Annotated in this window: 17 protein-coding genes and 1 tRNA gene; 8 read left to right on the top strand and 10 right to left on the bottom strand. The window is 69.2% G+C overall.

Going from position 1 to position 25,836, the window contains the following annotated elements:
- The first annotated feature begins 16 nt into the window (after positions 1-16).
- Both MTO91_RS16795 and MTO91_RS16790 read left to right on the top strand, forming a co-directional pair.
- Positions 17-544, top strand: a complete 528-nt coding sequence (locus MTO91_RS16795; RefSeq protein ID WP_251784988.1) for a TIGR02611 family protein — start codon at positions 17-19, stop codon at positions 542-544.
- A gap of 63 nt (positions 545-607) precedes the next feature.
- A tRNA-Val gene (locus tag MTO91_RS16790) sits at positions 608-679 on the top strand.
- 97 nt (positions 680-776) lie between these two features.
- Here MTO91_RS16790 and MTO91_RS16785 read toward each other — a convergent pair.
- The 7 genes from MTO91_RS16785 to MTO91_RS16755 all read right to left on the bottom strand — a co-directional run bounded on the left by MTO91_RS16785 (position 777) and on the right by MTO91_RS16755 (position 6,289).
- Positions 777-2,015, bottom strand: coding sequence for a tyrosine-type recombinase/integrase (locus MTO91_RS16785; protein ID WP_476651827.1), 1,239 nt, complete (start codon positions 2,013-2,015; stop codon positions 777-779).
- Complete coding sequence (locus tag MTO91_RS16780) at positions 2,015-2,206, bottom strand: helix-turn-helix domain-containing protein (protein ID WP_476651825.1); 192 nt, start codon at positions 2,204-2,206, stop codon at positions 2,015-2,017. The genes MTO91_RS16785 and MTO91_RS16780 overlap by 1 nt, the downstream gene beginning before the upstream one ends.
- A gap of 20 nt (positions 2,207-2,226) precedes the next feature.
- Complete coding sequence (locus MTO91_RS16775; protein ID WP_476651823.1) at positions 2,227-3,759, bottom strand: replication initiator; 1,533 nt, start codon at positions 3,757-3,759, stop codon at positions 2,227-2,229.
- Positions 3,759-4,076 carry a hypothetical protein gene (locus MTO91_RS16770; RefSeq protein WP_476651821.1) on the bottom strand — a complete coding sequence of 106 codons (318 nt, stop codon included), beginning with the start codon at positions 4,074-4,076 and terminating at the stop codon, positions 3,759-3,761. Before MTO91_RS16770 ends, MTO91_RS16775 begins: the two co-directional genes overlap by 1 nt.
- Positions 4,073-4,969 carry an FtsK/SpoIIIE domain-containing protein gene (locus tag MTO91_RS16765; RefSeq protein WP_476651820.1) on the bottom strand — a complete coding sequence of 299 codons (897 nt, stop codon included), beginning with the start codon at positions 4,967-4,969 and terminating at the stop codon, positions 4,073-4,075. The genes MTO91_RS16770 and MTO91_RS16765 overlap by 4 nt, the downstream gene beginning before the upstream one ends.
- 61 nt (positions 4,970-5,030) lie before the next feature.
- Entirely contained in the window at positions 5,031-5,840 is an 810-nt protein-coding gene (locus tag MTO91_RS16760) for a hypothetical protein (RefSeq protein WP_476651818.1), read from the bottom strand.
- A gap of 125 nt (positions 5,841-5,965) precedes the next feature.
- Positions 5,966-6,289 carry a hypothetical protein gene (locus MTO91_RS16755; RefSeq protein ID WP_476651816.1) on the bottom strand — a complete coding sequence of 108 codons (324 nt, stop codon included), beginning with the start codon at positions 6,287-6,289 and terminating at the stop codon, positions 5,966-5,968.
- Between the two features lie 157 nt (positions 6,290-6,446).
- Here MTO91_RS16755 and MTO91_RS16750 point away from each other — a divergent pair, with 157 nt between their 5' ends.
- On the top strand, positions 6,447-7,190 hold the full coding sequence (locus tag MTO91_RS16750; RefSeq protein WP_210027361.1) for a helix-turn-helix domain-containing protein: 744 nt from the start codon (positions 6,447-6,449) through the stop codon (positions 7,188-7,190).
- Positions 7,191-7,197: 7 nt separating this feature from the next.
- Entirely contained in the window at positions 7,198-7,665 is a 468-nt protein-coding gene (locus tag MTO91_RS16745) for an NUDIX hydrolase (RefSeq protein WP_476651815.1), read from the top strand.
- Here MTO91_RS16745 and MTO91_RS16740 read toward each other — a convergent pair.
- Positions 7,656-8,210 carry an HD domain-containing protein gene (locus MTO91_RS16740; RefSeq protein WP_476654904.1) on the bottom strand — a complete coding sequence of 185 codons (555 nt, stop codon included), beginning with the start codon at positions 8,208-8,210 and terminating at the stop codon, positions 7,656-7,658. The genes MTO91_RS16745 and MTO91_RS16740 overlap by 10 nt on opposite strands.
- Positions 8,211-8,965: 755 nt before the next feature.
- On the opposite strand from MTO91_RS16740, the gene MTO91_RS16735 reads away from it, so the two are divergent.
- The 4 genes from MTO91_RS16735 to MTO91_RS16720 all read left to right on the top strand — a co-directional run bounded on the left by MTO91_RS16735 (position 8,966) and on the right by MTO91_RS16720 (position 19,844).
- Entirely contained in the window at positions 8,966-10,759 is a 1,794-nt protein-coding gene (locus MTO91_RS16735) for an RNA-directed DNA polymerase (protein ID WP_476651814.1), read from the top strand.
- Between the two features lie 46 nt (positions 10,760-10,805).
- A complete protein-coding gene (locus MTO91_RS16730) occupies positions 10,806-11,408 on the top strand; it encodes an SLATT domain-containing protein (protein WP_476651813.1) in 603 nt (200 codons plus the stop codon).
- Between the two features lie 1,216 nt (positions 11,409-12,624).
- Positions 12,625-17,256 carry an AAA domain-containing protein gene (locus MTO91_RS16725; RefSeq protein ID WP_476651811.1) on the top strand — a complete coding sequence of 1,544 codons (4,632 nt, stop codon included), beginning with the start codon at positions 12,625-12,627 and terminating at the stop codon, positions 17,254-17,256.
- 122 nt (positions 17,257-17,378) lie between these two features.
- Positions 17,379-19,844 carry a GmrSD restriction endonuclease domain-containing protein gene (locus MTO91_RS16720; RefSeq protein ID WP_476654903.1) on the top strand — a complete coding sequence of 822 codons (2,466 nt, stop codon included), beginning with the start codon at positions 17,379-17,381 and terminating at the stop codon, positions 19,842-19,844.
- Here MTO91_RS16720 and MTO91_RS16715 read toward each other — a convergent pair.
- Both MTO91_RS16715 and MTO91_RS16710 read right to left on the bottom strand, forming a co-directional pair.
- A complete protein-coding gene (locus MTO91_RS16715) occupies positions 19,823-21,109 on the bottom strand; it encodes a sigma-70 family RNA polymerase sigma factor (protein ID WP_476651810.1) in 1,287 nt (428 codons plus the stop codon). The two genes, MTO91_RS16720 and MTO91_RS16715, sit on opposite strands and share 22 nt — an antisense overlap.
- Positions 21,110-21,112: 3 nt before the next feature.
- Positions 21,113-25,819 carry a DEAD/DEAH box helicase gene (locus tag MTO91_RS16710; RefSeq protein ID WP_476651809.1) on the bottom strand — a complete coding sequence of 1,569 codons (4,707 nt, stop codon included), beginning with the start codon at positions 25,817-25,819 and terminating at the stop codon, positions 21,113-21,115.
- Positions 25,820-25,836: the final 17 nt, after the last annotated feature.

Below are 25,836 nucleotides of genomic sequence, written 5' to 3'. Positions count from 1 at the left end.
GAAGAACGACGTCGGTGTGCCGGCGTCCGGGAGAACCACCTCCGGGCGCCGGTACACCGGTATCCGCAAGAAGTACCGGCGGGCGAAGGTCCGCTACCGCGTGTTCCGGGCCCGCGTGGCCCGCAACCCGGTGCTGGACCTGACCTACCGCATCACCATGGGGGTCCTCGGCACCGCGATCGTGATCATCGGGATCATCGCGCTGCCCGCGCCGGGGCCCGGCTGGGCCATCATCTTCCTCGGCCTGGGCGTGCTCGCCGCCGAGTTCGGCTGGGCGCAGCGGCTCCTGCACTGGGTCCGTGTCCGCTACGACGGCTGGGTGGCCTGGATGGGCCGCCAGAACCGCGTCGTGCAGCTGCTGGTGATGACGCTGATCCTCGGCACGGTCGCCGTGTGCGCGTGGCTGTTCGGGATCTTCGAGACGGCCGGCGGCTGGGTGGGGATCCACTGGGAGTGGCTGCGCTCGCCGCTGCTGCCGCTGATCCAGCCGCCGCCCCCGCCGGTGCCCGTGCCGGGATCAGAGCTGGTCACGGGCCCGCAGTGATCCACGGGTGACCCCCCGTGAACGGCGGTGGGACCGGCTGTGTAGAGTCGGCGTCACCGCTGAGGGCGATTAGCTCAGGGGGAGAGCGCTTCGTTCACACCGAAGAGGTCACTGGTTCGATCCCAGTATCGCCCACAGTCAAAACCCCTGGTCACAGCCTCGTAAGAGGTTCGAGACCGGGGGTTTTCTCGTTCCCCGGGTCGAGCAGGCAGCGTGGAGGCAGCAGCGGTCATCAGGCACGCTGCCCGATGCCTGCGGCTCCGGAGCCGTCGTCCGGGTCCTCGTCGTCGAGGGCCTGGAGGATGCGCGCGGAGTTGTCGGTCCGCCGGGTGTAGAGATCCAGCGTCGTCGACGAGCGCTCGTGCCCCAGGACCCGCTGCACCATGTTCGGCGGAACGCCGTCGTCGACGAGCCAGGTGGCGTACGAGTGGCGCAGGTCGTGGAAGCGGAGACCGTCGGCGCTGCTGCGGGCGACCTCCATCACGGCCTGGGCGTACGTCGGGGCAGTCTCCGTGTGCTGGTTGCCCTCCCGGTCGAGCCAGCGGGCCCGGAACAGCTTCGGCCCGACCTGGACCACGGAGCCCAGAAGACCGGCCCGGACGAGCGACGGCCGCCAGACCCGCGAGCGGAAGATCGTCCGGCCCAGCGGCCCGCCGAGCTCGTTCGCGAAGATCGGTGATGTCGACTCCTGCGGCCAGCGGCGCATGTGCCCCCGGATCGCGGTCACGACCCACTGGGGGAGCGGGACGACGCGACGGCCCGCCGTCGACTTCGGGAACGGCTTGAAGCTCCGCTTGCCCGCAACCTCGATCACCGTGCGCACGATGGACACCTTCCCGGCATCGAGGTCCACGACGTCCTCCCGCAGACCGGCGACCTCACCCCAGCGGAGGCCGGCCCCGGCGGCGGTCGCGACGAGAGCGCGGTGACGTTCGGGCACGGCGGGCAGCAGTACGCCGCGCAGGTCCTCCCGGCTGATCACCCGCTCGTCGGTGTCCTGCCGCCGCCGCTTGGGGATCCGGACGTCCGTCGCCGGGTTGAAGGCGATCAGCCGGTTCCGCACCGCGGAGCGCAGGACCGCCGAGGTGAGCCGGTACGCCTCGGCCACGGTCGCGCGGGACCGGGTGCGTCCCAGCTCGGTGACCCACTGCTGCACGGACAGGTGGTCGATCTTGGCGAGCTGCCAGTCCGCCCACTGGGGCAGGACGTGGGTACGCATCACCGATCGGTCCCGAGCCGCGGTGGTCTGTTCGGTGTTCCAGGACGCGGCCCACGCCTCGGCGTGATCGCCGAACGTCATCCGGCCCGCGTGCGGGGAGACGTAGGTCCCGTGGCTCTTGGAGGTCTCGGTCTCCGCGAGGAAGGCGCCGGCCTCCTTCTTGGTCCGGAACGTCTTGGAGCGCTGCCGTCCGGTGGGGTCACGCCAGAACGCCTTGTAGCGCCCACCGTCGGTCTTGCGCACGAACCCCATCAGGCCACGCCCCGAGCGGTCGCCCTGGTCTCGCCGTCCAGCCAGGCGTGGAACCGGTTCCGCGGGATCAGCCATCGGCGGCCGACCCGGATCGCCGGGATCTCACCGCTCCGGACCTGCTCGTACGCGACCCCTCGGGCGACGCCGAGCATCTCGGCGACCTGCTCCACGGTGTAGGTCAACTGCTCCACCTGTCTCTCCTCCCTCGTCGTCATGCGGTGGTCGTGCTCAGCTCCTCGCGGGCGGCGCGCCTCCTGGCCCGGGCCTGCGCGGCCGCGGTGTTGGCTAGTAGGGCGTCGGCGGTGGTGTGCCAGCCGATTCCGGCGAAGTGCAGCGCGGAGATGACGACCTCGGTGGTGTCCTCGCCGTCGTCCAGGCGTTCGACGTCGTCGGCGGTGGGGCGGGGGTTGGTGTGGTCGCGTTGCCAGTCCCGGCGTGCCTGCCGGAGCGCGGTGAGGGTGGTGGAATAGCGGCGGGAGCGGGTGGAGAAGTGGCCGGCGAAGCCGAGCATGTGCGCCCACCGCCACAGCCGGCCCCAGGAGGTCGACCAGTCGTCGGGGTCCCAGCCACCGGGGCGTTGGCCGAGGCGCCAGCAGGCGTCGATCTGACGGCCGGAGTGCGTGGCGTGGTCGGTGTAGGAGCGCACCGTGTGCGGCCGCAGCCGGGTCGAGAGGTGCCCGGCGGTCTCGGTCGCCTTGGTGGCGTACTTGGCGAGGTAGGCGGCGACGGCGGTCGTGGTGATCTCCGCGGCGTCGTCGAGGTCGCGAGCGGCGAGCCGGACCGGGCGGGGGTCGACCTGTTCACCCCAGGTGATCGGCCAGCCCTGGGGCCGGGCCGGGTGCGAGGCGGTGGTGAACGAAGTCTCGGTGACCGCTCCCCGGAGCAGCAGCGCGACCTGGGCGGCGGAGATCCCGGGCGGGGGCGACAGGGTCAGGTGCGACAGGGCAGGGTCGGGGTCGCGGCCGTCAAGCCGGACCAGGGCGTGCAGGTGCACGGCGCCGCGGGCCTGGAACTCCGCGACCTTGGTGTAGGACAGCCGGAGCTTGGCACCGGTGAGCTTCTCGAGCTGGCGCAGGTTGCGGGTGGCGGCGATCATCGTGCGGCGCCAGAGTTCGCCGACGTGGAGGTTCCACACCGCCTGGTGCGGGTGGTCGTAGCAGTCCAGGCACAGCGGCCGGCCCACGCGGGGGTCGTCGGCGGCGTGGCGCTCCCAGCAGGCGTGCGACACCCCGTGCTGGCAGGTGGTGTCGTCGCGGCGAGGGCGGCACGGGAGAGGCCGGCCTTTCCGGTCGGTGCGGTGGGCGTGGACCGGCCCGAACGAGGGCGCGGTGACGGTCAAGAACACGCACGGGTGCCCGACGACGCTGGCCGGGGTGCCCTTGCCGCCGACCAGTCCGGCGGTGACGAGCTGGAAGGTGTCGGCACGGTAGGTCTCGGCACACGACGGGCAGACGGACGCGCGGCGGTTGCCGCAGGCGGTGTAGATCAGCCCGTCGGGCATCTCGGCGGTGTGGCGCTCGGAGGTGATGCGGCCGGTGGCTTCCTCGACGCGGAACACGGTGCCGGACAGGCGGATGGGGTGGGCGCATCCGGCGGCGGGGGTGACGTGGCGCAGCCAGCCCGCGAAGTCCTCGCGGCGTCCGGCAGCGGCGATGAGGTCGGCGGTGGGGGTTTGTCCGGCCAGGCGCGTGAGCCGTCGGGCCGCGAGGCTGTCGACGGTCGCCGAGTGCTGGCCGGTGCTCATCACGCCACCCGAGCCGCAGCGGTGCGGGCGTACTCGCGGGCGGTCCGGGTCCAGTCGGCGGCGGAGCGCAGGGCAGCGGCCTCGGCGTCGGACACGGCCGCGATGTAGACGAGCGGGATCGTGTGGTCGGCGACGGCGGTGCGGGCGAGCACAGACCACCAGCGGGCGTCACGGGCGTGCAACGCGGCGAGGGCGTCGGCCCACTCAGCGGCGGTGAGGGCTCCACGGTCGTAGCGGGCGCTGACCTGACGGCGAGCAGCCGCGCACCGACGCAGCCCGGCGTGGACCAGCTCGGCCGTCGTCGGTCGGGCGGTCATGCCGCACCACCGGCGGCGTCATCGAGATCCTGGCCATGGGCGATCCCGGCGGCGAGCCGTCGCATGGCGGCACGGTCGGCCAGGGCGTAGACCTGCTCGTCGGACAGGTGCGCAGCCTTGATCCGGCGCGGGACACCGCCTTCGGCGAGCAGGAACCCGATGCCCTTGGTCTCCGGAGCCACGCTCGCCGCGGAGTGGCCGCGGGCGGCCCAGCCGTGCCCGAGCACGATGTCCGAGCTGGCGTCGGTGGTGCAGCGGAACGCCCACCGGTACCCGAACAAGTCCCGCAGGCTCGTCGGGATGATGTCCGAGGACGGGCGCTGCGTGGCCGCGACGACGATGATCCCGGCCGCACGGCCCCGGGCCACCAGGTCACGCACGAGCACGGAGAAGGCTTCCTGCTCCCGCTTGGTCCCGACGGTGGCGGAGAAGTAGGCCAGCTCGTCGAGGACGACCACGATCGGCGCGACGCCGTCGGCGGGGGCGATCTTGCGACGGCGCTCATCGTCGAGGACGGCGTAGCGCCGATCCATCTCCGACTGCAGGTCCAGCAGAGCGGCGATGGCGTCGTCGAGGCTGTTGGCGACGAACCGGTCCGCGCACGACCGCCACAGGCCCAGCTCGACGATCTTCCCGTCGAACAACCACAACCGGCAGTCCGTCGCGAGCGCGGCGTGGGCGACGATGTTGTTCAAACCCACCGACTTCCCCGCGCCAGGCTCCCCAGCCAGCAGCATGTTGCGGTAGATCAACGGGACCCGGACCGGACGCCCGTCCTCGCCGGTACCGAGGTGGATCGGCTCCCAGATCGACGGCCCGGCGTCGGTGCGGCGTTCGCGGCGGTGGGCGCGGTACTCATCGGCCCACCGGCGCAGGACCAACAGCGGGCGCACCAGCCGACCCCGAGCGTCCTCGACATCGGTGATCAGCGGGAGGGGCTGTGTCGGCGGGTGCTCAGACATACTCCGACCAGTCCCCACCACGCCCGTTGTCGGACGGGCCATCGAACGCGGGCTGAGGTGCCGCGGGCAGCTCCGGGCGGGACGGCTCCCGGCGCGGAGCCGGGACGTCGGAGTCGGGGCCGTCGTGGGTGGGCCAGCCCGGGTCGTGGATGTCGCCGGAGGCGTAGCGGAACAGGTCCGAGCGGATCAGGTTCGGCGCCAGCGGGTCGCGGCGGATGATCTCGACCCGCACCACATTCGTGAGCCGCGGCCACGGGATGACGCGGGCCTCGCGGGCGAAGCACGCCGACGCCAACTCCTCAACATGCTCGGCGACCGCCGCCGGGGAGATCCCCGCACGCAGCACCACCCACACGACTTCCCCGACCCGGGTCGGGGAAGCCCAGACGGTGAGCGGGCAGGCGCGAGAGCGGGAGTTGAGGACCCGGCATTCCAGGAGCGTCTGGCGGACCCGGTGACGGGTCAGGACGGCCTGGGCGCGGTGGAATAGGTAGCGCCGCGTCCAGGGCAGCCCCGCCAGCACCAGCCCGACCGCGACGAACAGCGCGACCCGCGTGCTGGTGTCGAAGCCGGTGTCGGGGACGGCGACGAATCGGCCGGCCTCGTCGCGGACGTAGTCCGGGCCCAGCGCCACCCACGCCCACACCCCGACGGCGAGGACGAACAGCTCCGCGCGCAGGCGCAGCAGCAGGGCGGCGACGCGGACGGCGGGGTTGGCGGGCGGAGCGGAGATGATCTCGAAGGAGTCCACACGGGACTTCCCCGCACCGAAGGTGCGGGCAGGAGCGGCGTTGCGAGCCATGACAGGGCCTTCCGGACGCGGGGCGAGCGACGAGGCGGGGAGCGCAAACAGCGGTGAGGCGCCGGGGTGCGGGGCGGGACTCCGGGGAAGACAGCCCCGACCCGCACCACCGACCAGACGAGCGGTCAGGAGGCCTTGGACGCCTGCGCGTGCGCGGGCTCGATCCGGTCAGCCTTGAACGCCACACCGGCCCGCTGGCCCTGCTGCCACGGGATCGCCACCAGACCCACCGGACGCACCTCGGCGCCCTGCTCCACCTGCGGGGCACCCGGGGTGGTGATGGTCAGGATCTCCGCGCCCTCGGCGTCGACCTTGACCAGCTGCGTGGTGAACAGCGGCGTCCCGGTCTGGCGGTCGGTGCGCTGACGGCCGTCCATGTCGTTCTTCGGACGCGGAGCCGCGCCCACGGTGTAGCGGGTACCAGTGGTGTCGACCTTGATCGTTGCCATGACCGTCCTCCAGGGACTGAATCGGGATGGCCCTCGTAGCGGGGCAGGTCCAAGACTCCGGAAATCACCGGGACGGCCCGACCACACAGAGGGACATCTCAGGACGTCTCAGCTAGAATCAAGACGTCCCGGCTCGTGTCCACGGAGGGGTGCGGCGATGGCGAACGAGCGACTGCGCGACGCGCTGATGAGCGCCGGCCTCACGCCCGCGACGGCGGCCGAGCAGATCGGCGTGGACGCCAAGACCGTCGAGCGGTGGGCCACCCAGGGCCGCACTCCGTACGCGCGGCACCGGGCCGCACTGTCCGCGCTGGTCGGGCAGAGCGAGTCCTACCTGTGGCCCGCAGCGGTGCCCCCGGAGCGTCAGGCGAAGATCGCGGCCTCGGAGATCGTCGCCGCCTACCCGCACCGCGGCGCGGTCCCCGCCGAGCTGTGGGACGAGCTGCTCGCCTCGGCGACCGACCGGATCGACGTCCTGGTCCACGCCGGCCAGTTCCTCATCGAGCGCCCGGACTTCATCCGCACCGTGGCCGAGAAGGCCGGCGCCGGAGTGACCGTGCGGATCAACTTCGGCGACCCCGACAGCGACGCCGTCGAGCTGCGCAGCCAGGAAGAACGCCTCGGGACCGGGACGCTGGCCGCGCGGATCCGCTACGGGCTGGCCGCCTACCGGCCGCTACTGGACACCCCGGGCATCGAGTTCCGGTTCCACACGACCACGCTCTACAACTCAATCTTCCGGTTCGACGACCAGGCCATCATCAACACCCACGTCTACGGCGTACCCGGCGCCCACGCCCCCGCACTGCACCTGCGCAAGCTCGGCGCCGGGGACCTGTTCGACACCTATGCGCGTAGCTTCGTCGACGTGTGGAGCACCTCGACCCCAGCCCGTTGGTGACCGGCCCGTGGCCCGGACAGACCACTACCACGACCCGAACGCCCCAAAGGCGACCAGCATCGTCATCGCCGTGAGCGCGTTCGTCACCGACGAGCGCGACCGGCTGCTGATGATCCGCCGCACCGACAACAACCTCTACGCGCTCCCCGGCGGCCGCCATGAGCTCGGCGAGACCATGACCGAGACCGCGGTCCGCGAGACCGACGAAGAGACTGGCATCCGCATCGAGGTCACCAGCCTGGTCGGGATCTACAGCAACCCCGACCACGTCATGGCCTACACCGACGGCGAAGTCCGACAGGAGTTCTCGATCTGCTTCCGCGCCCGACCGGTCGGCGGCGAACCGAGGACGAGCGACGAGTCCTCGGAAGTGCTGTGGGTCGAGCGGGCCGAGCTGGACGGCATCGACGTCCACCCGTCGATCCGACTGCGCATCGAGCACGGGTTCAGCCGGCGGGACCCGTACTACACCTGACCGCCCAGGCCAGCGGACGACAGCCACGACTCGGCACGATTCACGGCACCACGGCGGTCGGCCATGCTGCCGTCGAGAGCGCGACTCACGTAGTGCTCGGCGGGATAGCGCTCCCGCACCTCAGCCATGCGGTCGTCGAACGAGACGCGCTCGCCGTCCGGGCTCGTAGTCATGTCGAGGTACCAGAGCAGATCGCGCACCAGGCCCTGCGGATCGTCGAAGGTACGCAGCTCGTCGAGCAGGCCCAGGACGTCAGCCTCGTGGGCCGCAGCGGAGTGGAATGCGACCAGGCCGCACATCAGGTCGTCCGCACCCCAGTCGCGGAGCGCACGGGCACCGTCGAGCGGGTGGAACCGTGTCGCACCGAGATCCGGGGCGTAGCCGACGTCGTGGAGCCAGCAGGCGGCGACGAGGACCGGGCCGCCATCAAGATGCGGACCGATGACCTCAGCACGCGTGGCAACGCCCCGGACGTGGTTCCAGCGACGCGGCAACGCCTCGGCAAGGTGGCGCTCAGCCACCGAACGCGCCGTGTCGAGGACCATCACATCTCCGAGCCTAGGAGGCCGCCCGGGCACCTGCCCGGACCACTGGCCGTAGCCGACCGGAATCCACCCGCTCGGTCGGTGAGGACTTTCCTTACGTCTTCAAGCCGGCCCTGACGGGCCGGACGGGCGGCGTCGCAGCCGTCCGCCTATCGCCTCCGGCCCGGCGGCCGCCGCGCGCACGCCCGCCACCGTCGACCAGCTCGGAACGCCAAGAAGCCTCATCGCCGGAGCGAACCGAAAGTGCGGTCACGAGCCGGGGCCGGGGCCCGAGCACAAAGTACGAAAAGTGAACCGGGCCGACGGTCGACAAGGGGGGAGACCTGCCCCTCACGGCCGGGGCGGGCCGGGACCACTGATGGACCGCCTTCGGCGGGACCTGACGGCCCCGAAGCGTCACACGGGCTCACTCAGCATCAATGGTGCTGCGCATCGGCTGCGCCGACCGCCTCCGGCGGCCCTTGACCCTGAGCCTCCGAGCCCTTGTCACGCGCTCCGCGCGGAGGCGGGGGAACGCACCCCGCCTCTGATCTCGGGACCGGCAGGTTCTGCAGCCTCTGATGGGCCGGCTTGCGTCGTTGTGGTCCAGGTAACGCCTCGGCGGTTGCGGTCGATACGTCTTGGACCAAGCCGACTAGCAATGAAAGTGAAAGAGATTGTCAGAAAAGAAGACTCCGGTCACAATCTCTGATATTGCGAGCCCGAAGTTTCTAATGTTCATATGGAGAAAGCAAGTATATCCGCAGCTTGCATCTATGACATTCAATAACTTCAATCTATGTCATGATTGCCTCGATTATGCCGCCTACGAATGGAGCTTGCGCGGCTTTCTTGCCAGTATATCTAGGGAACTGATTCTTGGGCAGTATGCGCCCCAACGGGGGGAGTTGGTTCGAGCCGCGAAGGGGAGGGGTCTTTCGCGACCTCTGTGCTTTCTGACCGTACGTGATGCCCTCGTATTCAAGGCAATAGTCGTAACTGCCGAGCTTCACCTAGTTGCGGAAGCTGAGGACTGGGTAGAGCTAGACGATCAGAAGAGGAGCGGCGATTCGACTTCTCAGAGGGTGCCTGCGGGTTCCAGCTTCGATTGGTTCAGCTTCTGGCTGGAACAGCAAGGGATGCTGAGGGAGATGATGGATGACGATTCTGTTGACTTCTTTGTTGAGGCCGATATTGCGAACTTCTACCCATCGGTTCGGTTGGATGTTGTCCGCGAGCATCTCCTCTATCAGACCAACCTAGCCAAAGAAGCTGTTCGTCTTTGCGTTCAAATAGTTGATGGAGTGATGCCGCGGAGCGATTATTCAGAGACATCGCTTATGGGGCTGCCACAGGAGCAGCTCGATTCGTCACGCCCTATCGCGCACAGCCTGTTGATCTACGTCGATAAGGAGTTCCAAGGCGAGGGTGTGGTTCGGCGATACTACCGTTACATGGACGACATTGTTATGACCGTCCCGACTGTAGAAGACGGTGAATCAGTGATCTCTCGACTCCAGAGTCGTCTTGAATCAATTGGACTCTATCCCAATCCGTCGAAAACCCGAATAGTGCATAAAGAGCAGTTTGTTGTCGATGCGATGGTCGAAGCTCAGGCTGAGCTGTCACGTATCGAGGACGTCTTGAAGGGGCAAGTTTCTAACACTCCACCATACGTGACACGGGCCACTGCTCAGCAGCGTCAGGAGATCATCGACTTCTCGATCAAGCATCGTGAGCTATCAGAACGGCCAAAGCGATGGGACCGCGTCACACGAAGACTTTACACATTGCATCGAGACGTGGGAATCAAGGAGTGGTGGCCACATTGGACCGCTGATCTTCAGGCTGATCCAGGATCTGCATCGCAGATATTTGAGTATGTCCGATCATGGCCACTGAAGCCAGCCGTACTGCGCGACCTGGTGTCGCTCAGTGAGCGATACTGTCACCTATATGCCGATATAAGTCTTCTGGCTGCTGAAGTCGTTCTGACTGCTCCAGTAGGTCTAGATCGGAACTTCTGGATCGAGATTGCAAACTCATGTCGATCTGAATTCAAGCGACTCGCATTCTCAGCGGGAGACCGAAGTGGCTACGATCGGATGGCTTCATCTTGGCTTCTTGCTGCTTGGAAGTACGGGGATCATGAATTTCGCGAACTTCTTCTCGATGATCTCCCGAAAGAGCTGAACTCAGTATCTCCGTTGCGATCGCAGGCGCTGCCGCTATTCTTCTCTATTGGCGACTCTTCGGCCGCTGAATGGGCTGCTTCGGTCCCAGGTCTTGACTGGGAATCAAGTCTCGCAATCGAGTATCTGCGCAACGTCAGGGGAGGCGAGCGGTCCGCTCTAAAGTCGGCTCTTCATGCTATCCGACCTTCTCTGCGACTTAGCCCCCAGAGGTACACGATTCTGCCAAGGAGTGTTCCCCTATTAGGAGTCCTGAAGCGAAGTGCGAATCAACGTCTGCGGTTCTCCGCCGCGAGGGCGCTTCGTCTCCTGGCGTCTAATCCAGCTAGGTTGCGCGACCGCCGTTTAGAGTATCTTGTTCGAACATGCATCGATTAGGCTGCAAGCTTTACCGAGCTTCCAATGAGAGAATAGGCGAAGAATAGTGGCAAATTTCCAGGCAGAATCAGTAGACGCGCCCGGTGAAAAGGGTGACACCCCCGAAGGTCTTGTAAGAACGCTCGAGAATCGATCGTATACAACCTACAAAGATCGACTGTTTGCTTATAATAGATTGGAGTGGTGGGATCTGGCTAGTAATATCCTGCTTGTCGCTCTATCAACATCAACAACCATTGCATCAGTGGGCCTGCTTGTCAACGATAAGATGTACGGGACCAATGGCGATGCTCTCATGGTTGCACTGGCGATTCTTTCTCTTGTCGCATCTCTGCTGGTCGCGAATGCCAAGTATGGCGCTCGCGCCAAACAGATGGAACTGAGCTATAAGCAGATTCAGTGCATATCTATGAAGTTTGAACGGCTTAGGTGTAGCTCGACTTCGAGGCAGGAGTTGGAGCGCGCCTTGGACTCAATACAGGCGGAGTACTTTAACGCGCTCGAAAGTTCTGAGAACCATCTAAGCGCCGACCATAAGCGAATGGTCAATAAGAACGAACATCCGCGTGCCGCGGCGTACACTCTATTCCTATTTCCTGCGGTTCTTCTGATACCATTCGTAATCTGGTTGTTCGACCTGCATCTCTGAGTCTTCAGAACGGCGTTGGCAGTCGTCGAATGATCGACTCTGGCGCCCTTGCTGCACCGATGGAGGCAGCATTTGGGCAGCAAGTCGACGAGTGAGGGGCGGCCGTGGCTGATATCGGTCGTCAGATCGGAGCTGGTCGGGAGAGTCTCGCCGAGGTTCATTGGCACTGGCTGACATGGGGAAGCGCCCTTCACACCGAAGAGGTCACTGGTTCGATCCCAGTATCGCCCACAGTCAAAACCCCTGGTCACAGGCTCAACGAGCCGGATGTGACCAGGGGTTTCGTCGTTCCCGGGTGTGCTGCCTGTCGAACTGCCCGACTATCGCTGTTGCTCGGCGAACAGACCGCCCGGGCGGATCCGGTCGAGGGCCGTACCGCCGTTGGACAGCAGGGCTCTCTAAGTGCTGCCCGATTCGTTCTGGTGCGACGTCCTGCGAGACAGACGTGTCCGTAGCGGTGGAAGCAGGCGCGGAGGAAACTGCGGCCATGGTGGTCGTCGCCCAGATCAACATCGTCGTCGCGGACCTCGAACGAAGCCGTGTCCTCTCCGAGCGGTTGGGGCTAACGTTCCGCAGCGGAATCGACGAGGCGAGGGCCCGGCCGAGGCCTGGGTCTCGACGGGCACGGGCATCTCCGTGGTGTTGCACTCGACGGAGTTCGCCTCCTGGTGGGACGAGACCGGGCCGCGGCCGTCCGGCGGTGGACCGCAACTCGATCTCGAGTTCGAATCCGTGGTGCGGCTGGACGGAGTGCTGTCTGAGCTCGGCGTCCTCGGCGCCACGACGGTCAAGCCGCCCACGGACATGCCCTGGGGCAGCGCTTCGCGATCGTGTGCGACTTCGACGGATAGCGCGTCGGTCTGAAGGCTCCACTCGGCGACGGAGAAGGCTGAACAGCCGTTTCCGTAGGTTCGTCGACGTGTGGAGCACCTCGACCCCAGCCCAATGGTGACGGGCGCTTGACCCGGACCAACCTGCTTAGGCGCCACCCGACCGTGTGGCCCCAGTCCAGGCGGCGGAGTGCGAGTTCGCACTCGCCTCGTAGCGAGACCCGAGTTTCTTGCCCGATTCGAGTGAACTCTCCTCGTCTCGGTGACGGTGCTGTGCTTGCCTTCGATGAGGGGTGTGGCGCCCAGACCGGGCGGTTCGGGAGAGGAAGTCGATGACGCACGAGCACGACCCGTCGACCAGGGATCGCGTGACACGGTTGATGGGCGTGCTACGGCAGATGGCCGCGGCCCGCTTCGCGCCTGTGCGAAGCGTCGACCGCTACCACCGGACCTTGTGGCTGCACTACGCCCAGCAGGCGACCACGATCCAGAGCCCGGACGGACCTGGGGCCGAGGTGCTCCGTGTCTCCCGGGTGCACCGCGATCCCGAACCGGCGGTGTCCCGCGAGCTCAAGCGGTGGCTGGACCGCTCCGTCACCGACGACCTCAGCGAGCCGCGGCTCAAGGAGCGCGTGGTCGTCCGAGGACAGGGCGAGGTCCCGATCGACGAGCACCCCCACATCCGCGGGCAGTTCGACGCGTGGCTCGTCGACTGGCGGGCGTGGGCGGAGCAGGAGCGGCTGCGGAGGCCTCGTCGCCGGGTCTTCGAGGCGCTGTTCGACATGCACCGGCTCGCACAGGACCAGCCGGAGTCCGTCGAGCTCGTGCTCGCCTCCGGGCTGTTGCAGACCCCCGGCGTGCGGGTCCACATGATCAGCCAGGCCGTGCGGATCGACCAGGACCTCGAGTCCGGCGACATGATCTGCGTCCTCGCCGACGAGTCCGGCCTCCGCCTCGAGGACGACGAGCTCCTGGGCGGGCTGGACTCCTTCGACCTGTCCGGTAGCGCGATCCTGCGGGACAAGCTCCTCGAGCGGGCTGTGAGCCCGATCGAACCCGCTCTGCCCGAGTTCCTGAAGCAGTGGGCGGCCCGGGTTCTGCAGGTCGCGCACAGGGTGAGTGACGGCTGGGAGCCTGAGCGGACCGAGCACTCCTTGGTGTCGATGAGTCCGGCACTCGTCGCCCGGCCGCGCGGCGCCTACGCGATCAGGGCGTACTACGACGCGATCGCCACGTCCCTCGCGGATGAGTCCTCGCCCGTGCCGCTGGGGCTCGCGCAGCTTGTTGAGGCAATCGAGCCTGAGCAGCGCCTCGCCTGGCTGGAGCGCACCGGCTTCGGCACTGCCACGGCGGGGGAGGCCCCGCTCTTCCCACTGGCCGCGAACGAGGAACAGTCTCAGATCATCCATCGGCTCGATGCGGACAGCGGCGTCGTGGTCGAGGGTCCGCCCGGCACCGGGAAGACCCACACCATCGCCAACCTGGTCAGCGCGCTGCTCGCCCAGGGCAAGCGGGTCCTGGTCACCGCAGAGAAGGCGCAGGCCCTCCGGGTGCTGCGGGACAAGCTGCCGCCCGAGATGCAGGAGCTCTGCGTGTCGCTCACCGACGCCTCCGCGAAGGGGAACTCCGACCTCTCGCGCAGCGTGGCGACCCTCGCCGGGCGCAAGACCGACTTCAACCCCTCCCGGGCCGACCGCGAGATCGCGGACCTCACCGAGAAGCGCGAGGCCGTCCGTCGGGACCGCGCGCGGCTCCTGGAGGAGATTCGCGCCGTCCGCGAGGCGGAGACCTTCGAGCACCCCGAGGTGGCCGTCGGCTTCCGGGGCACGCTCGCCCGGATCGCGGCAGAGCTCGGTCGCACGCAGGAGCGGGACGGCTGGCTGGGGGAGGGCGTCGCGGGCGAGCTCCCGGTGTCGGCCGCCGAGCTCGGTGAGCTGGTGCGGCTGCTCGGGGAAGAGACCGACGAACGCCGTAGCCGTCGTGACCAGCGGATTCCTACCGGTCTGCTCGACCAGCGCCGCTTCGGTGAGCTAGCGGAGGCGGTCGCGCTGGGTGAGTCGGTCCGGCGGGGCGACACGTCGCTGTTGGTGGCCACGCTCGAGACTCTCGACGGTGAGCAGCTCGTCCGGCTGGGTCCCGCCTGCACCGAAGCCGACGAGAGCCTCCTGGCGTTGCGGGACCTGCCCGCGCACCGGGACTGGGCGCGGGACATGACGTCCGCACTGCTGGGCGGAACGGGGCCGCACGCCTGGCAGCGCGCAGTGGAGCGTCTGGGGCTGGTGGACGCCGCGGTGCAGCACGACCAGGCGGCCGGGTTCGCGGACGTCTCCGTCCACGCCCAGGTCGATCTGGACGCCGCCGCGCACGCCTTCGCTGCGCTCGGCGCCCACCTCGACGGTGGTGGCTCCCTCCGCAAGATGTTCAAGAGCCCCGAGCAGAAGGCCGTCGCACCGTTCGAGGCGGCCGTGCTCGTGGGCGGACGGCCGGTGGACTCCGCGGCCGCGGCGCACGCTGCAGCCCATCACATGGCGGTCCTCGCGATCGGGCAGCAGATCAACGTGGCCTTCGGGCCCCTTCGCATCGGCGTCGGCCTCGGCGAGCCCCGCGTGGTGCTGATCGACCTCCTTCAGCAGCTCCGGACGGTGTGCGGGGTGATCGCGCGGGTCCTGGCCGCCACTGACGCCCTCCGCGCGGTGCTCGCCACGTTGCCGCCTGCCGCGAGGCCCGCGCTGTACGACATCGGGGCCGTCGAGCAGGTCACGGCTGTCGCGGTCCAGGTGACCCACGCCCGGTCGGCCGCGATCGCCCGTGCCGAGCTCGACGCCGCTCGCGACGACCTCGTGGCCGCGGTGCCGCTGGAGGTGCGCCCGCACGAGCTGGCACATGCCTTGCGGGCGTTCGAGGCGGCGGACCAGGGCGCCTACGCAGAGGCCCTCGCCTCGCTGGCCCGTGCCGCGGATCAGCAGACGGCCCAGCTGCGCTGCGACGAGCTGCTCGACCGCGTCCACGTCGCGGCGCCGCACCTCGCCGCGGACCTCCGCGAGCACCCGCTCGACGGCTGGACGGACCGTCTCCGCCGCTGGCCGGAGGCTTGGGCGCGGGCGTGCGCGGCGACCTGGCTGCAGGTCCAGATCGATCCGGGCCGGGAGCAGCGCCTCGAGGCCGACCTGGCGATCGCGACCAAGGACCTGGCCCGGCTGACCGGCCGCCTGGCCGCCGCCCGGTCCTGGCGCGCCTGCCTGAGCCGGATGAACGCGACCCAGGTGCAGGCCCTGCAGTCGTACAAGAACAACATGGCGAACGTCGGTAAGGGCACCGGAAAGTACGCCGAGCGTTACCGGCAGGCCGCGCGGGACGCCATGCGCGTGGCGCAGGGCGCGGTCCCCGCCTGGGTCATGCCGATCCAGCAGGTCCTGGCCTCGGTCCCGCCGCGGGCGAACACCTTCGACGTCGTGATCGTCGACGAGGCGAGCCAGGCCGAACTGACGAGCGCGTTCCTGCTGTGGCTCGCGCCGCGGGTGATCGTCGTCGGCGACGACAAGCAGTGCACACCGTCCGAGGTCACGAGTGGCTCCTTGCAGCCCATCTTCGACCGCATCGACTCGGAGCTGCACGACATTCCCCAGTACCTGCGCACGAGCTTCACGCCACGCGACAGCATCTTCTCGCTGCTGCGCAGCCGGTTCGGCCAGGTCATCCGGCTGCGGGAGCACTTCCGGTGCATGCCGGAGATCATCAGCTGGTGCTCGAACTCGTTCTACCGGGACGCGCCGCTCGTCCCACTCCGGCAGTTCGGGGCCGACCGGCTCCCGCCGCTGCGCGCTACCTACGTCGAGGGCGGGTTCACCGAGGGCACGGGCAGTCGGGCGGCCAACGTCGCCGAGGCGGAGGAGATCGCGGCGGCACTGGCCGCATGCCTGGCGGACGAGGCGTACGACGGGCTGTCGTTCGGGGTCGTAGTCCTCCAGGGACAGGCGCAGGTAGAGATCATCGCCTCCGCGCTGAAGCGGGTGATCGATCCGGAGGAGTGGGACCGGCGGCGGATCCGAGTCGGCACCCCGCCCGAATTCCAGGGCGACGAGCGCAACGTCGTGTTCCTGTCCATGGTCGTGGCCCCGAAGGAGCGGGCCGCGTTCCCCTTCACCAAGCGGGACGCGGAGCAGCGTTTCAACGTGGCCGTCTCCCGTGCCCAGGACCAGCTATGGCTGTTCCACTCGGTGACCGCTGATCTGCTGCGCCCGACGGACCTGCGCCGGTCGCTGCTGGACCACATGACGTCCGGCGCCGGCGCGGAGCTCCCCCCGGTGCTCGCCGACGTGACCCGGACCCGCCGCCACGACGCCTTCGACTCGCTCTTCGAGCAGCGGGTCTTCCTCGACCTTCTCGGTCGCGGCTTCCACGTGACCCCGCAGGTGGAGGCCAACGGGCGCTTCATCGACCTGGTCGTCACCGGGGCGGCGGGCAAGCTCGCCGTGGAGTGCGACGGGGACGCGTTCCACACCACGCCGGAACAGCAGCTCGCGGACCTCCACCGTGAGCAGGAGCTCAAGCGGTGCGGGTGGACGTTCCAGCGGATCCGGCAGTCCGAGTACGTCCTGAACGAGGAGCGCGCCCTGGCCCCGGTGTGGGCCGAGCTCGACACCCTGGGGATCGGACCGTTGGTGGCGAGCGACGCACCGGCCGAGAGCCCTGAGATGCCCGAGTTCGCCGAGACGGCGGAGGTGACGGTAGCGCCGGAGCTTATGGAGGACGAGGCCCCCACACCCGTCCTCGGCGTCCCGGTGGTCCTACCACCCGTCGTTGAACAGCCGGACGAGGACCCCGACGCGGATCGCTCCGGCCTCGTCCTCATGTTGGCCGGCCGAGGCGCGCTGTCGACGAGCCAGGTCGCGGACCTCCTGGCCGTGAGCCTGCCGGAGGCACGCTTGATCCTCACCGCGCTCGTGGAAGACGGCCGTCTCGAGAAGGTGGGGCGGACGAAGGGCACCCGCTACGTCCTGCCCGGCACGGCGGATTGAGTCGCCGACACGATCGGGGTGTCCGATTGGGGCGAGGACGGCAACACGGTCACGTTCGGTACATCATCAACGGGCGCCCTGGGATCGGGAAGGCGCAGCACGGCGGCAATGGAGGGGCGGACATGGCGCGGCTCAGCACCATCCTGGATCAGATCGACTCGGGGTCGATGCTGCTCCCGGAGTTCCAGCGCGGCTACGTGTGGAACAAGGACCAGATCCGCGGCCTCATGCGGTCGCTCTACAAGGGCTTCCCCGTCGGCGCGCTGCTCGTCTGGGAGGCGGAGGGGCAGCAGCAGGCAGTCCGTGGCGCGGAGGCCGGCAGCGGCACCAAGCAACTCCTCCTCGACGGTCAGCAGCGGATCACCACGCTCTACGGCATCATCCGCGGGCGCCCACCCGCGTTCTTCGAGGGTGACCCGGCGATTTTCACCCGGCTCTACTTCAACGTGGAGACCGAGGCCTTCCAGTTCCTCGCTCCGTCCACCGCGCGGGCCGACCTGCTGTGGGTGGACGTCACCGGCCTCTTCAACACCGACCAGGCCAAGAAGTACGACCAGCTGATCGACGAGCAGTGGATGCGCCCGAACCTCGGCGTGTACCTGTCCCGGCTGCTGCAGCTCGAGAGCATCCTCGAGCGAGACTTCTTCGTCGACCGGATCACCGGTGCGGACAAGACGGTGGACGTCGTCGTCGACATCTTCAACCGGGTCAACTCGGGTGGCACCCGGCTGTCCAAGGGCGACCTGGCGCTCGCGCGGATCTGCTCGGAGTGGGGCGATGCCCGCCCGTCGATGCGCCGAGCGCTGGAGGGCTGGCGGGCGCGGCAGTTCACGTTCTCGCTGGACTGGCTGCTGCGAAACGTCAACGCGGTGGCCACCGGAAGGGCGCCGTTCGCCGCCTTGGAAGGGGTGTCCGCGGATGAGTTCCGGACGGCGCTCGACCACGCGTCGCAGAACATCGAGCACTTCCTCGGCCTCGTCGGTGGGCGGCTGGGCATCGACCACGACCGCGTGATCAGCAGTGGCCGCTACGCGTTCCCGATCGTCACCCGGCTGTTGCACAACGGACAGGGCCGGTTCGCGGACGGTGCGGAGGCGGATAAGGCTCTCTACTGGTTCGTCCATGCCGCCCTGCGCGGCCGGTTCGCGGGCTCCGCCGAGACCGCGCTGGCTAAGGACCTCGACATCGTCGACAGATCCGGTGTGGATGGACTGATCACTGCGCTCGAACGCTCCCGTCGGGGCGGCCTGACCGTCGAGCCGCAGGATCTCGAGGGGGTCGGCCGCGGGGCGCGCGCCTACGCGTTGCTCTACATGCTCACCCGGGTCAGCGGTGGGCGGGACCTCGGAACCGGCGGCCTGCTCGACGGCGAGAGCGGCGAGCTGCGGGTGCACGAGATTTTCCCGAAGGACGCTCTTTACCGGCACGGCTACTCCCGGTCCGAGGCGAACGCCGTCGGGAACCTGGCCTTTGCGGTGCCCGGCACCGCGACCACCTTGAATCGCCGCAGCCCCCACGAGTACCTGATGTTCTGCTCGGCGGAGGCGTTGGCGAGCCAGTGGATCCCGGCCGACCCCGAGCTGTGGCGCGTCGAGAACTATCGCGCCTTCCTCGACGCCCGTCGCAGGCTGGTTGCGGCGGATGCGAACGCGTTCCTTGGGCGCCTCGTCGGCGCCGAGGTCGCGTGGACAGAGGGCTTGCCGCAGGTACGGGTCGCCGAGGACACCGACGAGCGGGACGCCCGCGCGGTGCAGATCCGCGACCTGCTCACCGAGCTGGGGGCGGCCGGGTACGCGAACCCGGCGTTGGATGCGGAGATCGCCGACCCCGAGACGAGCCGGGCGCTAGCCGTGGCGGAGGCGTACTGGCCCGAGGGACTGCAGGCCGGGCAGGGCTCGCCCGTGGTGCTGGAGCTGGACCCGGACGAGGCGGACCTGCCCCGCCTCGCCGAGCTGGGCTTCGAGGTCTTCACCTCGGTCGACGCTCTGCGCGGCTTCGTCCAGCGCCGCAACGAGATTGCGGCGGGGGATCGGGACGACGAGGGCACGGGCGCCCCCGGCGTCGCACTCGTGGAACCCGCACCCGAGGCCGAGCCCGTCGTAGGCCCGGCTCGGCAGTTGGAGCTCATCGAACCCGAGGTCGCGCAGCTCGAGCTCCCGGAGGTCGAGCAACAGGCTCCCGCGGAGACGCCCGCGGCTGCGGCCACGCCGGAGCCCGCTGCCCCGGTCCACGTCCCCGCGCCGAGCGTCGAGCCGGAGCCCGTCGTCGCGCCGGAGACGACGCAGGCCGAGGCTCTCTTGGAGGCCCGCCTCGTCGAGGTGCTCGATGTCTGCAAGGGCGAGCTGAAGCACAACCCGCGACCGTTCGTGGGGCTGCTCGTCGAATACGGCCCGGTCGACGCGGTGCGTCGGGCTCTCCGGAAGCCCGCCAACGACACGTTCTCGTTCCTCTGGGAGCGCAGGCGGCTCGATCTCAGCGTCGAGGCCGTCATGCTGGACGAGCGCTTCCACGACTTGTTCACCGACGAGGAGCGCGCCACGGCGCGCGCTCGGCTGGGGGAGTTCGACTACGAGGCCGCCCGGGCTTGACGACGGCGGGCCGCGCGCAGCTCGGTTTCCAGCTTCCCGAGTGCCTTGCTCTGGATCTGTCGGATGCGCTCGCGGGTCACCCCGAGCTCGCCGCCGATGGTGTCCAACGTCGAGGCGTCGCCGACGAACCCGAAGCGACGGTCGATGATCGTTCGCTCGCGCTCGGACAGGATCGAGAGGGCGGCTGCGATGTCCTCGGCGTCGAATCCCCGCAGGTCCGGGGCGGGTGGGTCGAGGTGGCGTTCTGCGACGCCCTGCAGGCTCTCCTCACCGAGGGCGTTCTGTGCACTCTCGTACGGCACCGTCGTCGGCAGCGTGGCGGCCAGCTCGGCCGTGGCGGGATCGTCGTCCGGGTGGGTGCGGCGAGCGAAGGTGTTCAGGCGCTCGACGATGTGTACCGGGTAACGGATGGTGCGCGACTGGTCGGCGATGGCGCGGGTGATGGCCTGCCGGATCCACCAGGTCGCATACGTCGAGAACTTCGTGCCCTGGGCGATGTCGAATTTCTGCACGGCCCTGATCAGGCCGAGAGCGCCCTCCTGTACGAGGTCGAGGGCGTCCAGACCCGGAGCTCCGTACCCGCTCGCGATGGAGAGCACGAGTCGAAGGTTGGCCGTGACGAAACGCTGGTACGCGCCCTCGCCGGCCGCGATCAGCAACCGCAGCGGGAGAGCGGCCGGTGTCGTCTCATCGCTGTTCTCGAGGCGTTCGGCGGCGAGGAGACCGATCTCGATCGCCCGCGCCAGCGCGACCTCCTCGGCCGCGTCGAGCAACCGTGCGCGGCCGGTCTCCAGCCGGTACCGCCAGAACGAGTCCGTGGCCTCCGCGTTCTCGTCGAGGTCGTCCTCGTCAAGGTCTAGGACGGACTCGTCCGGCTCCTCGGTGGCCTCGACCACCGGGGGCGCCGGCAGCCGCTCGACGGGCGGATCCCACACCGCCTCTCGGGGGAGGGGAACCCCGTCCCGTGTGGCAACCAGCCCGAGGTCGGTCAGTGAGATCGAGTCGAGATCGAGGGTCGTGTGCTCCGAGAACGCCTCAGCCAAAGCCGCCGGGACCGGGACCGAGGCGACCAACGGACGGAGCGGCCTCGGTACCCGGGCACCGTCGTCGACGAGCCGCCGGAGCAGGACGGCCAGGTCGGCCTCGCCCAGCTCGTGACCGCGCGCCATCGTCGAAATCGCCACGACCGTGAGTTCACGGGCTCGGAGCGCGCTGAGCGCGAGGTCGACCGCGCTCGGGACGAGGGTGGATCGGGCGTCGGGCATCCCTCAGACCTCGAAGACCGGGACGAACCTGCCCAGCAGGCTGAGGGCACCCGCTCGGCTGAGCTGCTCGTGATAGCGCTCGTTGCGGAAGGCGCGCAAACAGCCATAGCAGCTGGTCTCCGGCCCGCACTCGCACGAGGCCACCCGTCGGACGGCTGCCTCCAGCACGGTGGCCAGCTGCCGCGCGATCCGAGGGGTGTTCCCCGCCCCGCCCGGCGTCGTGTCGAAGAGGATCAACGACGGGAACCCGTCACCGCCGTGGTGCACGGTGCCGTCGATGTCGTCCCGGCTGATCTCGAGCTCGGCGGCGGCACCCTCCAGGAGGGCGTACACGGTGGACCGCAGCGCCGACTCGGGGACAACGGTCGCCGTGCCGGGCGGCAGCTCCAGCTCCACGAAGTCCGTCTGGTACTGGTGCGCCAGACTCTGCGACCGCATCGGGCCGGCGCACTCGGTCCCCTTGAGCAGGTGCTTGTGGCTCTTCGCCTTCTTGCGCCCGGCGACCATCGAGGTGCCGAACCCGCACCAGTCGCACAGCTGGTAGCCGCCCCGGTTCGGGCCCTCGTTGACCACGACGAACTCACCGCGAGCACCGGAGCGCCAGCGCAGCTCCGCTCCGGTGGGAAACCGGACGACGTCCTCCTCGACGTCGGCGTGGGAGTCGATGATGTAGGTGGCCCCGGACCAGGAACGACGAGGTGCCTGCCCCGATCCTTGACGGACGCTCTCCGAGGCGACGAACCCGAACTCCGGCACCACGTACGCCTTTGCGGCCTTGGTCTGAATGGTCTCGCAGGCGGGACACTCGGCTGCGGGCGGTGAAGCGTCCTGCCGGTAGTGCCCGCAGGTCTCGCAGACGGTGTAGTACTGCCGGAAGAGGTCTTTCCCAGGGAGCCGGTAAACCCCGCCCGAGGTCCATCGGTACCCGCCCGCGATCACCTGGGCACCCGGGGCGTACTCGTTGATCGCCATGGTGAGATCCCGGGTCAGCTCCAGCGGCTTGTCGATGCCACCCTGCAGCCGGTCGGTGCGCAGCTCCACCGTGTCGACCGGGAAGCCGTATTTGGGCAGCACGTTCCGGTTGGCCAGGTATCCGATCAGCTGGCGGCTGCGCAGGGTGGCGATGACCCGCTTGCACTGGCCCGCGAGGGCGTAGTTCGCCTCGGCCGCGGCGGTGCGTTCGCGTTCGGTGAAGTCCTCGACATCCTGCGCGAGCTGTTGCCCCGCCTGTTCGACGAGGTCCAGGAGGACCTCGGCCCAGGCGCCGGACTCGACGTCGATTTCAGCGGCGACGTCCGCGGGCAGGACCTCCAGCAGGCTGTCCCGGACCCGGCGGGGGACGGGGGTGAGGAACCGCCGCAGCTGGGCGACCGGGCCGACCCAGTCGGGCGGTGTGGGAACAGGCGGCAGGAAGAACTCGCCCGCGGTGGTCCACTCGCGGGCCAACTGCCGTTTCATCGTGCCGAAGAACGCGGCGATTGCCACGGAGTGGGCGTGCCTCCGGTCGATGCGCACGTTCGCCAGCGGCACGATCGGTGGACGCATCTCACCCGCGATCATCTTCTCCGGTTCGGCGAACCGGGTGAGGTCGTGCGACCGACGCTGAGCGTAGGTCAGCACGAGAGCGGCGGAGTCGGAGCGTCGGCCCGCCCGACCGGCGCGCTGGACATAGTTGGCGGTCGACGGCGGCATGTTGCGCAGCACCACCGCCTGCAGCTCGCCGACGTCCACGCCGAGCTCGAAGGTCGTCGAGCAGGAGAGCGCGTTGACCTCGCCCCGGACGAACTGCCCCTGGATCTCGGCGGCCTTCTGGCTCGTCCATTGGGCGGTGTGCTCCATGACCTTCATGGGCACCGGCTTGGCGTCGAGGTAGAGGTGCCGGTAGTGGTCGCGCTCCTCCGCGGCGCGGGGCCGGACCCACGGCTCGAGCATGCCGTCGCAGCGCAGCGTGGGGCAGACCCCGCGCACGGACACGCCGGCCATCCGACGGCACCGTTCGCACCGGAAGAGCTGCTCCTGTTCCTCGACCGGTCGGATTCGGAACCGTAGGTGGTTGAGCCTGCGCACGGGGCCGAGGTCCTTGGGCGAGACGACCGAGAACCAGCTGTGCGGGCCCTCCTTGTCCGGTGTGCCGACGGGGTCGAGCGCCATCCAAACCGCGTCGAGCAGCGCGCGCGGCGCCGCCGTCGATCCCACGGACTCCAGCACACGGGTGAGGTAGTCGATCCGCCGGTTGGTCCCCGTCGTCGGGAGCCAGCTCAGCACCTTCCGCTTGGCGTCGGAGCCGTCGCCGCGGACGTAGATGGGGCCGGTGCGCGGTTCGAAGATCGGCGAGTTGGGCGGTACCTCCTCGGGCATGTCGATGGCGCCCTGGAACCGTAGGGTGCGGACGAGCTCCTGCAGGAGGTCCCAGCCCTCCTCGTCGGGCAGGCCGAGGTCGGCCAGACAGCCCGGCAGCGCCCAAGAGGCCTTGCGGACCATCTCGACGCGCATCAGCCCGACGCCTTCGAGCGACTGGCGGTCGTCGAAGCTGATCGCCTCGTGGACCGTCCACTCGAGGGCCTCGCGGCGGGCGACGACGGAGGAGGCGTCCTCGTCGAAGACTCCCTCCCGCTTGGCAGCCAGGTAGGCGTAGTGGGCGAGGCCATCGAGCTTCGCCGGTTCTCGCTCCATCCGCTGGTGGTCGGCCAGCGCCATCGTGAGGATCCGGCGCTGTGCGAGTTTGCGGTGGGTGTCCTCCAGGTAGGGCGCGAAGTACGCGGCCGTCTGCCTGCTGTCGCTGAAGAACAGGAGCTTCCGACCGTTGCCGGGCAGATCCGACGAGGGCCCGTCCGCGGCGGGGAGTGCCTGATAGAGCGCGGAGCCGAGTACCGACGCCGAGGCCTCGCCGCCGCTCTCCAGGAGCCGGATCAACCGGGTGCCCCGCGCCCCGCACGCAGCACAGGAGCCGAGGGCCGCGGACTCGGACGACAGCAGCTGGACCGTCCGGAAGTCGGCGGCGGTGCAGTCGCCCGCACCGCAGTTCAGCGGCTGGTCGAGGTGCACGGCTCCGCAGCCGGTGCAGAGGTAACGCCGGTCGCCCTCGGTGGCCTTCTCCTCCTCGAGTGCGGCGTCGTCCTCGTCGTGGGGCGTGCGATCGGTGCTGTCGCCGTCCTCCAGCAGCAGCCAGGCGTGGCGTCGGTGCCCGCCCGCCTTCCACGGGACGTGGCGGGGGACCGGGCCGCTGTCGTCGAGCGCGCCGTGCAGGTGGGCGGCACCGCAGCGCTGGCAGCCACCGAGCTCGAAGACGACCCGCTCGCACGTCTCGCAGCGTTCCCGACGGCTCAACCCGAGGTGGGGGCCGTCCGGGCCGAGGCAACTGAATGCGCCCTCGGTGGCGCGCACGAAGAGGTGGAACCGCGACGAGAGCGCCGGGGACCGGTCGGGGGCCCGTAGCGCCCCCGCCAGGCGGACGAGGTCGGTCAGGTGCCGCTCCTGCTCGACGTCCTCACCGAAGACCGTGCGGGCGACGTCGGCGAACGGGCGTGGTCCCGTGGACAGCGCGGTGCGGAACGCCGTCAGCCGGGACTCCGAGCGGAGGGCGGCGACCGCGTCATCGGGCCCGTCCCAGCCGTGGTCGCGGGCGGCCTTCAGCACGTCGGTGTGATCGACGTGCGCACCCAGCCGGGCGTAGTCGCCGGCGGGGAGCGGCCCCCACGTCGGTCGGTCCGGGGCCGCGACGACGGTCGAGGTCACGAGGTCCTGCCTGCCCGGTGTGTCGTCGTTCCACTCGAAGGGCAGGTCGAAGAGGTCGGTCGCGAAGCGGGTCACCGCGGCCGGGGAGTCCTTGGCCCCGACCGTCGCGCTCGTCGCGATCGCCTGCAGGTCCCGGCCCGACGACACCCGGTCGCGGAGCCTGCGCAGGAGCATCGCGAGCTCCGCCCCCTTGGCTCCGTCGTAGACGTGGGCCTCGTCGACGACGACGAACCGCCACTGCCCGGCGTGGTCGCCCTCGAAGAGATCGAGGTCCTTCGGCCGGAGCAGGAGGTACTCGAGCATCGCGTAGTTGGTCAGCAGGATGTGCGGCGGCGTGGCGCGCATCTCGGCGCGGCTGAGCAGCTCGTTGGGCAGCCGGCGTTCGTGTGGATGGAGCTGGGCGAAGGTCGCCTCCGCGTCCCGCACGGAGTCCCGGGTCTCGCCGGTGTAGCGGCCGAAGGTGATCTCCGGCGAGTCCGCGAGCAGGTGCCGGAGCCGCTTCATCTGGTCGTTGGCCAGCGCGTTCATGGGGTAGAGCAGCAGCGCTCGCACACCCGGCCCGAGCCGACCGGCGGCGGACTCCTCGGCGAGGTGGCCGAGGATCGGCAGCAGGAAGCTCTCGGTTTTGCCCGAGCCGGTGCCGGTGGCGACCACGACGTTGCGTCCGGCCCGGACCTTGCGGATCGCCTGCTCCTGATGCCGGTAGAGCGGGCGGTCCGCGGGGAGCTCGGGCCCGGTGAGGGATATGAACCTCTCCGGGAGCACTCCCTCGGCCACGAGCTCCGCGAGGGTCGCGCCGGGCATATAGGCGGGCGTCGCCTCCAGCAGCGGTCCCTTGGTCAGCAGCGGGCTCGTGTCGATCATGTGCTCCAGCGCCGAGGCCAGGGAGGCGTCGCGCAGGGGAAGCAGGGAACGCAGGTATCGGCGGTAGCCGAGGGTGATCTCCCGGCTGGACTCCAGCGGATCGAACGTCACCGTTGCTCCTTCGCGGT

It is taken from the genome of Pseudonocardia sp. 2-7, assembly GCF_056341085.1.
The sequence above is the reverse complement of the archived record's forward strand: the minus strand, read 5'-3'. Positions and strand labels throughout refer to the sequence as shown.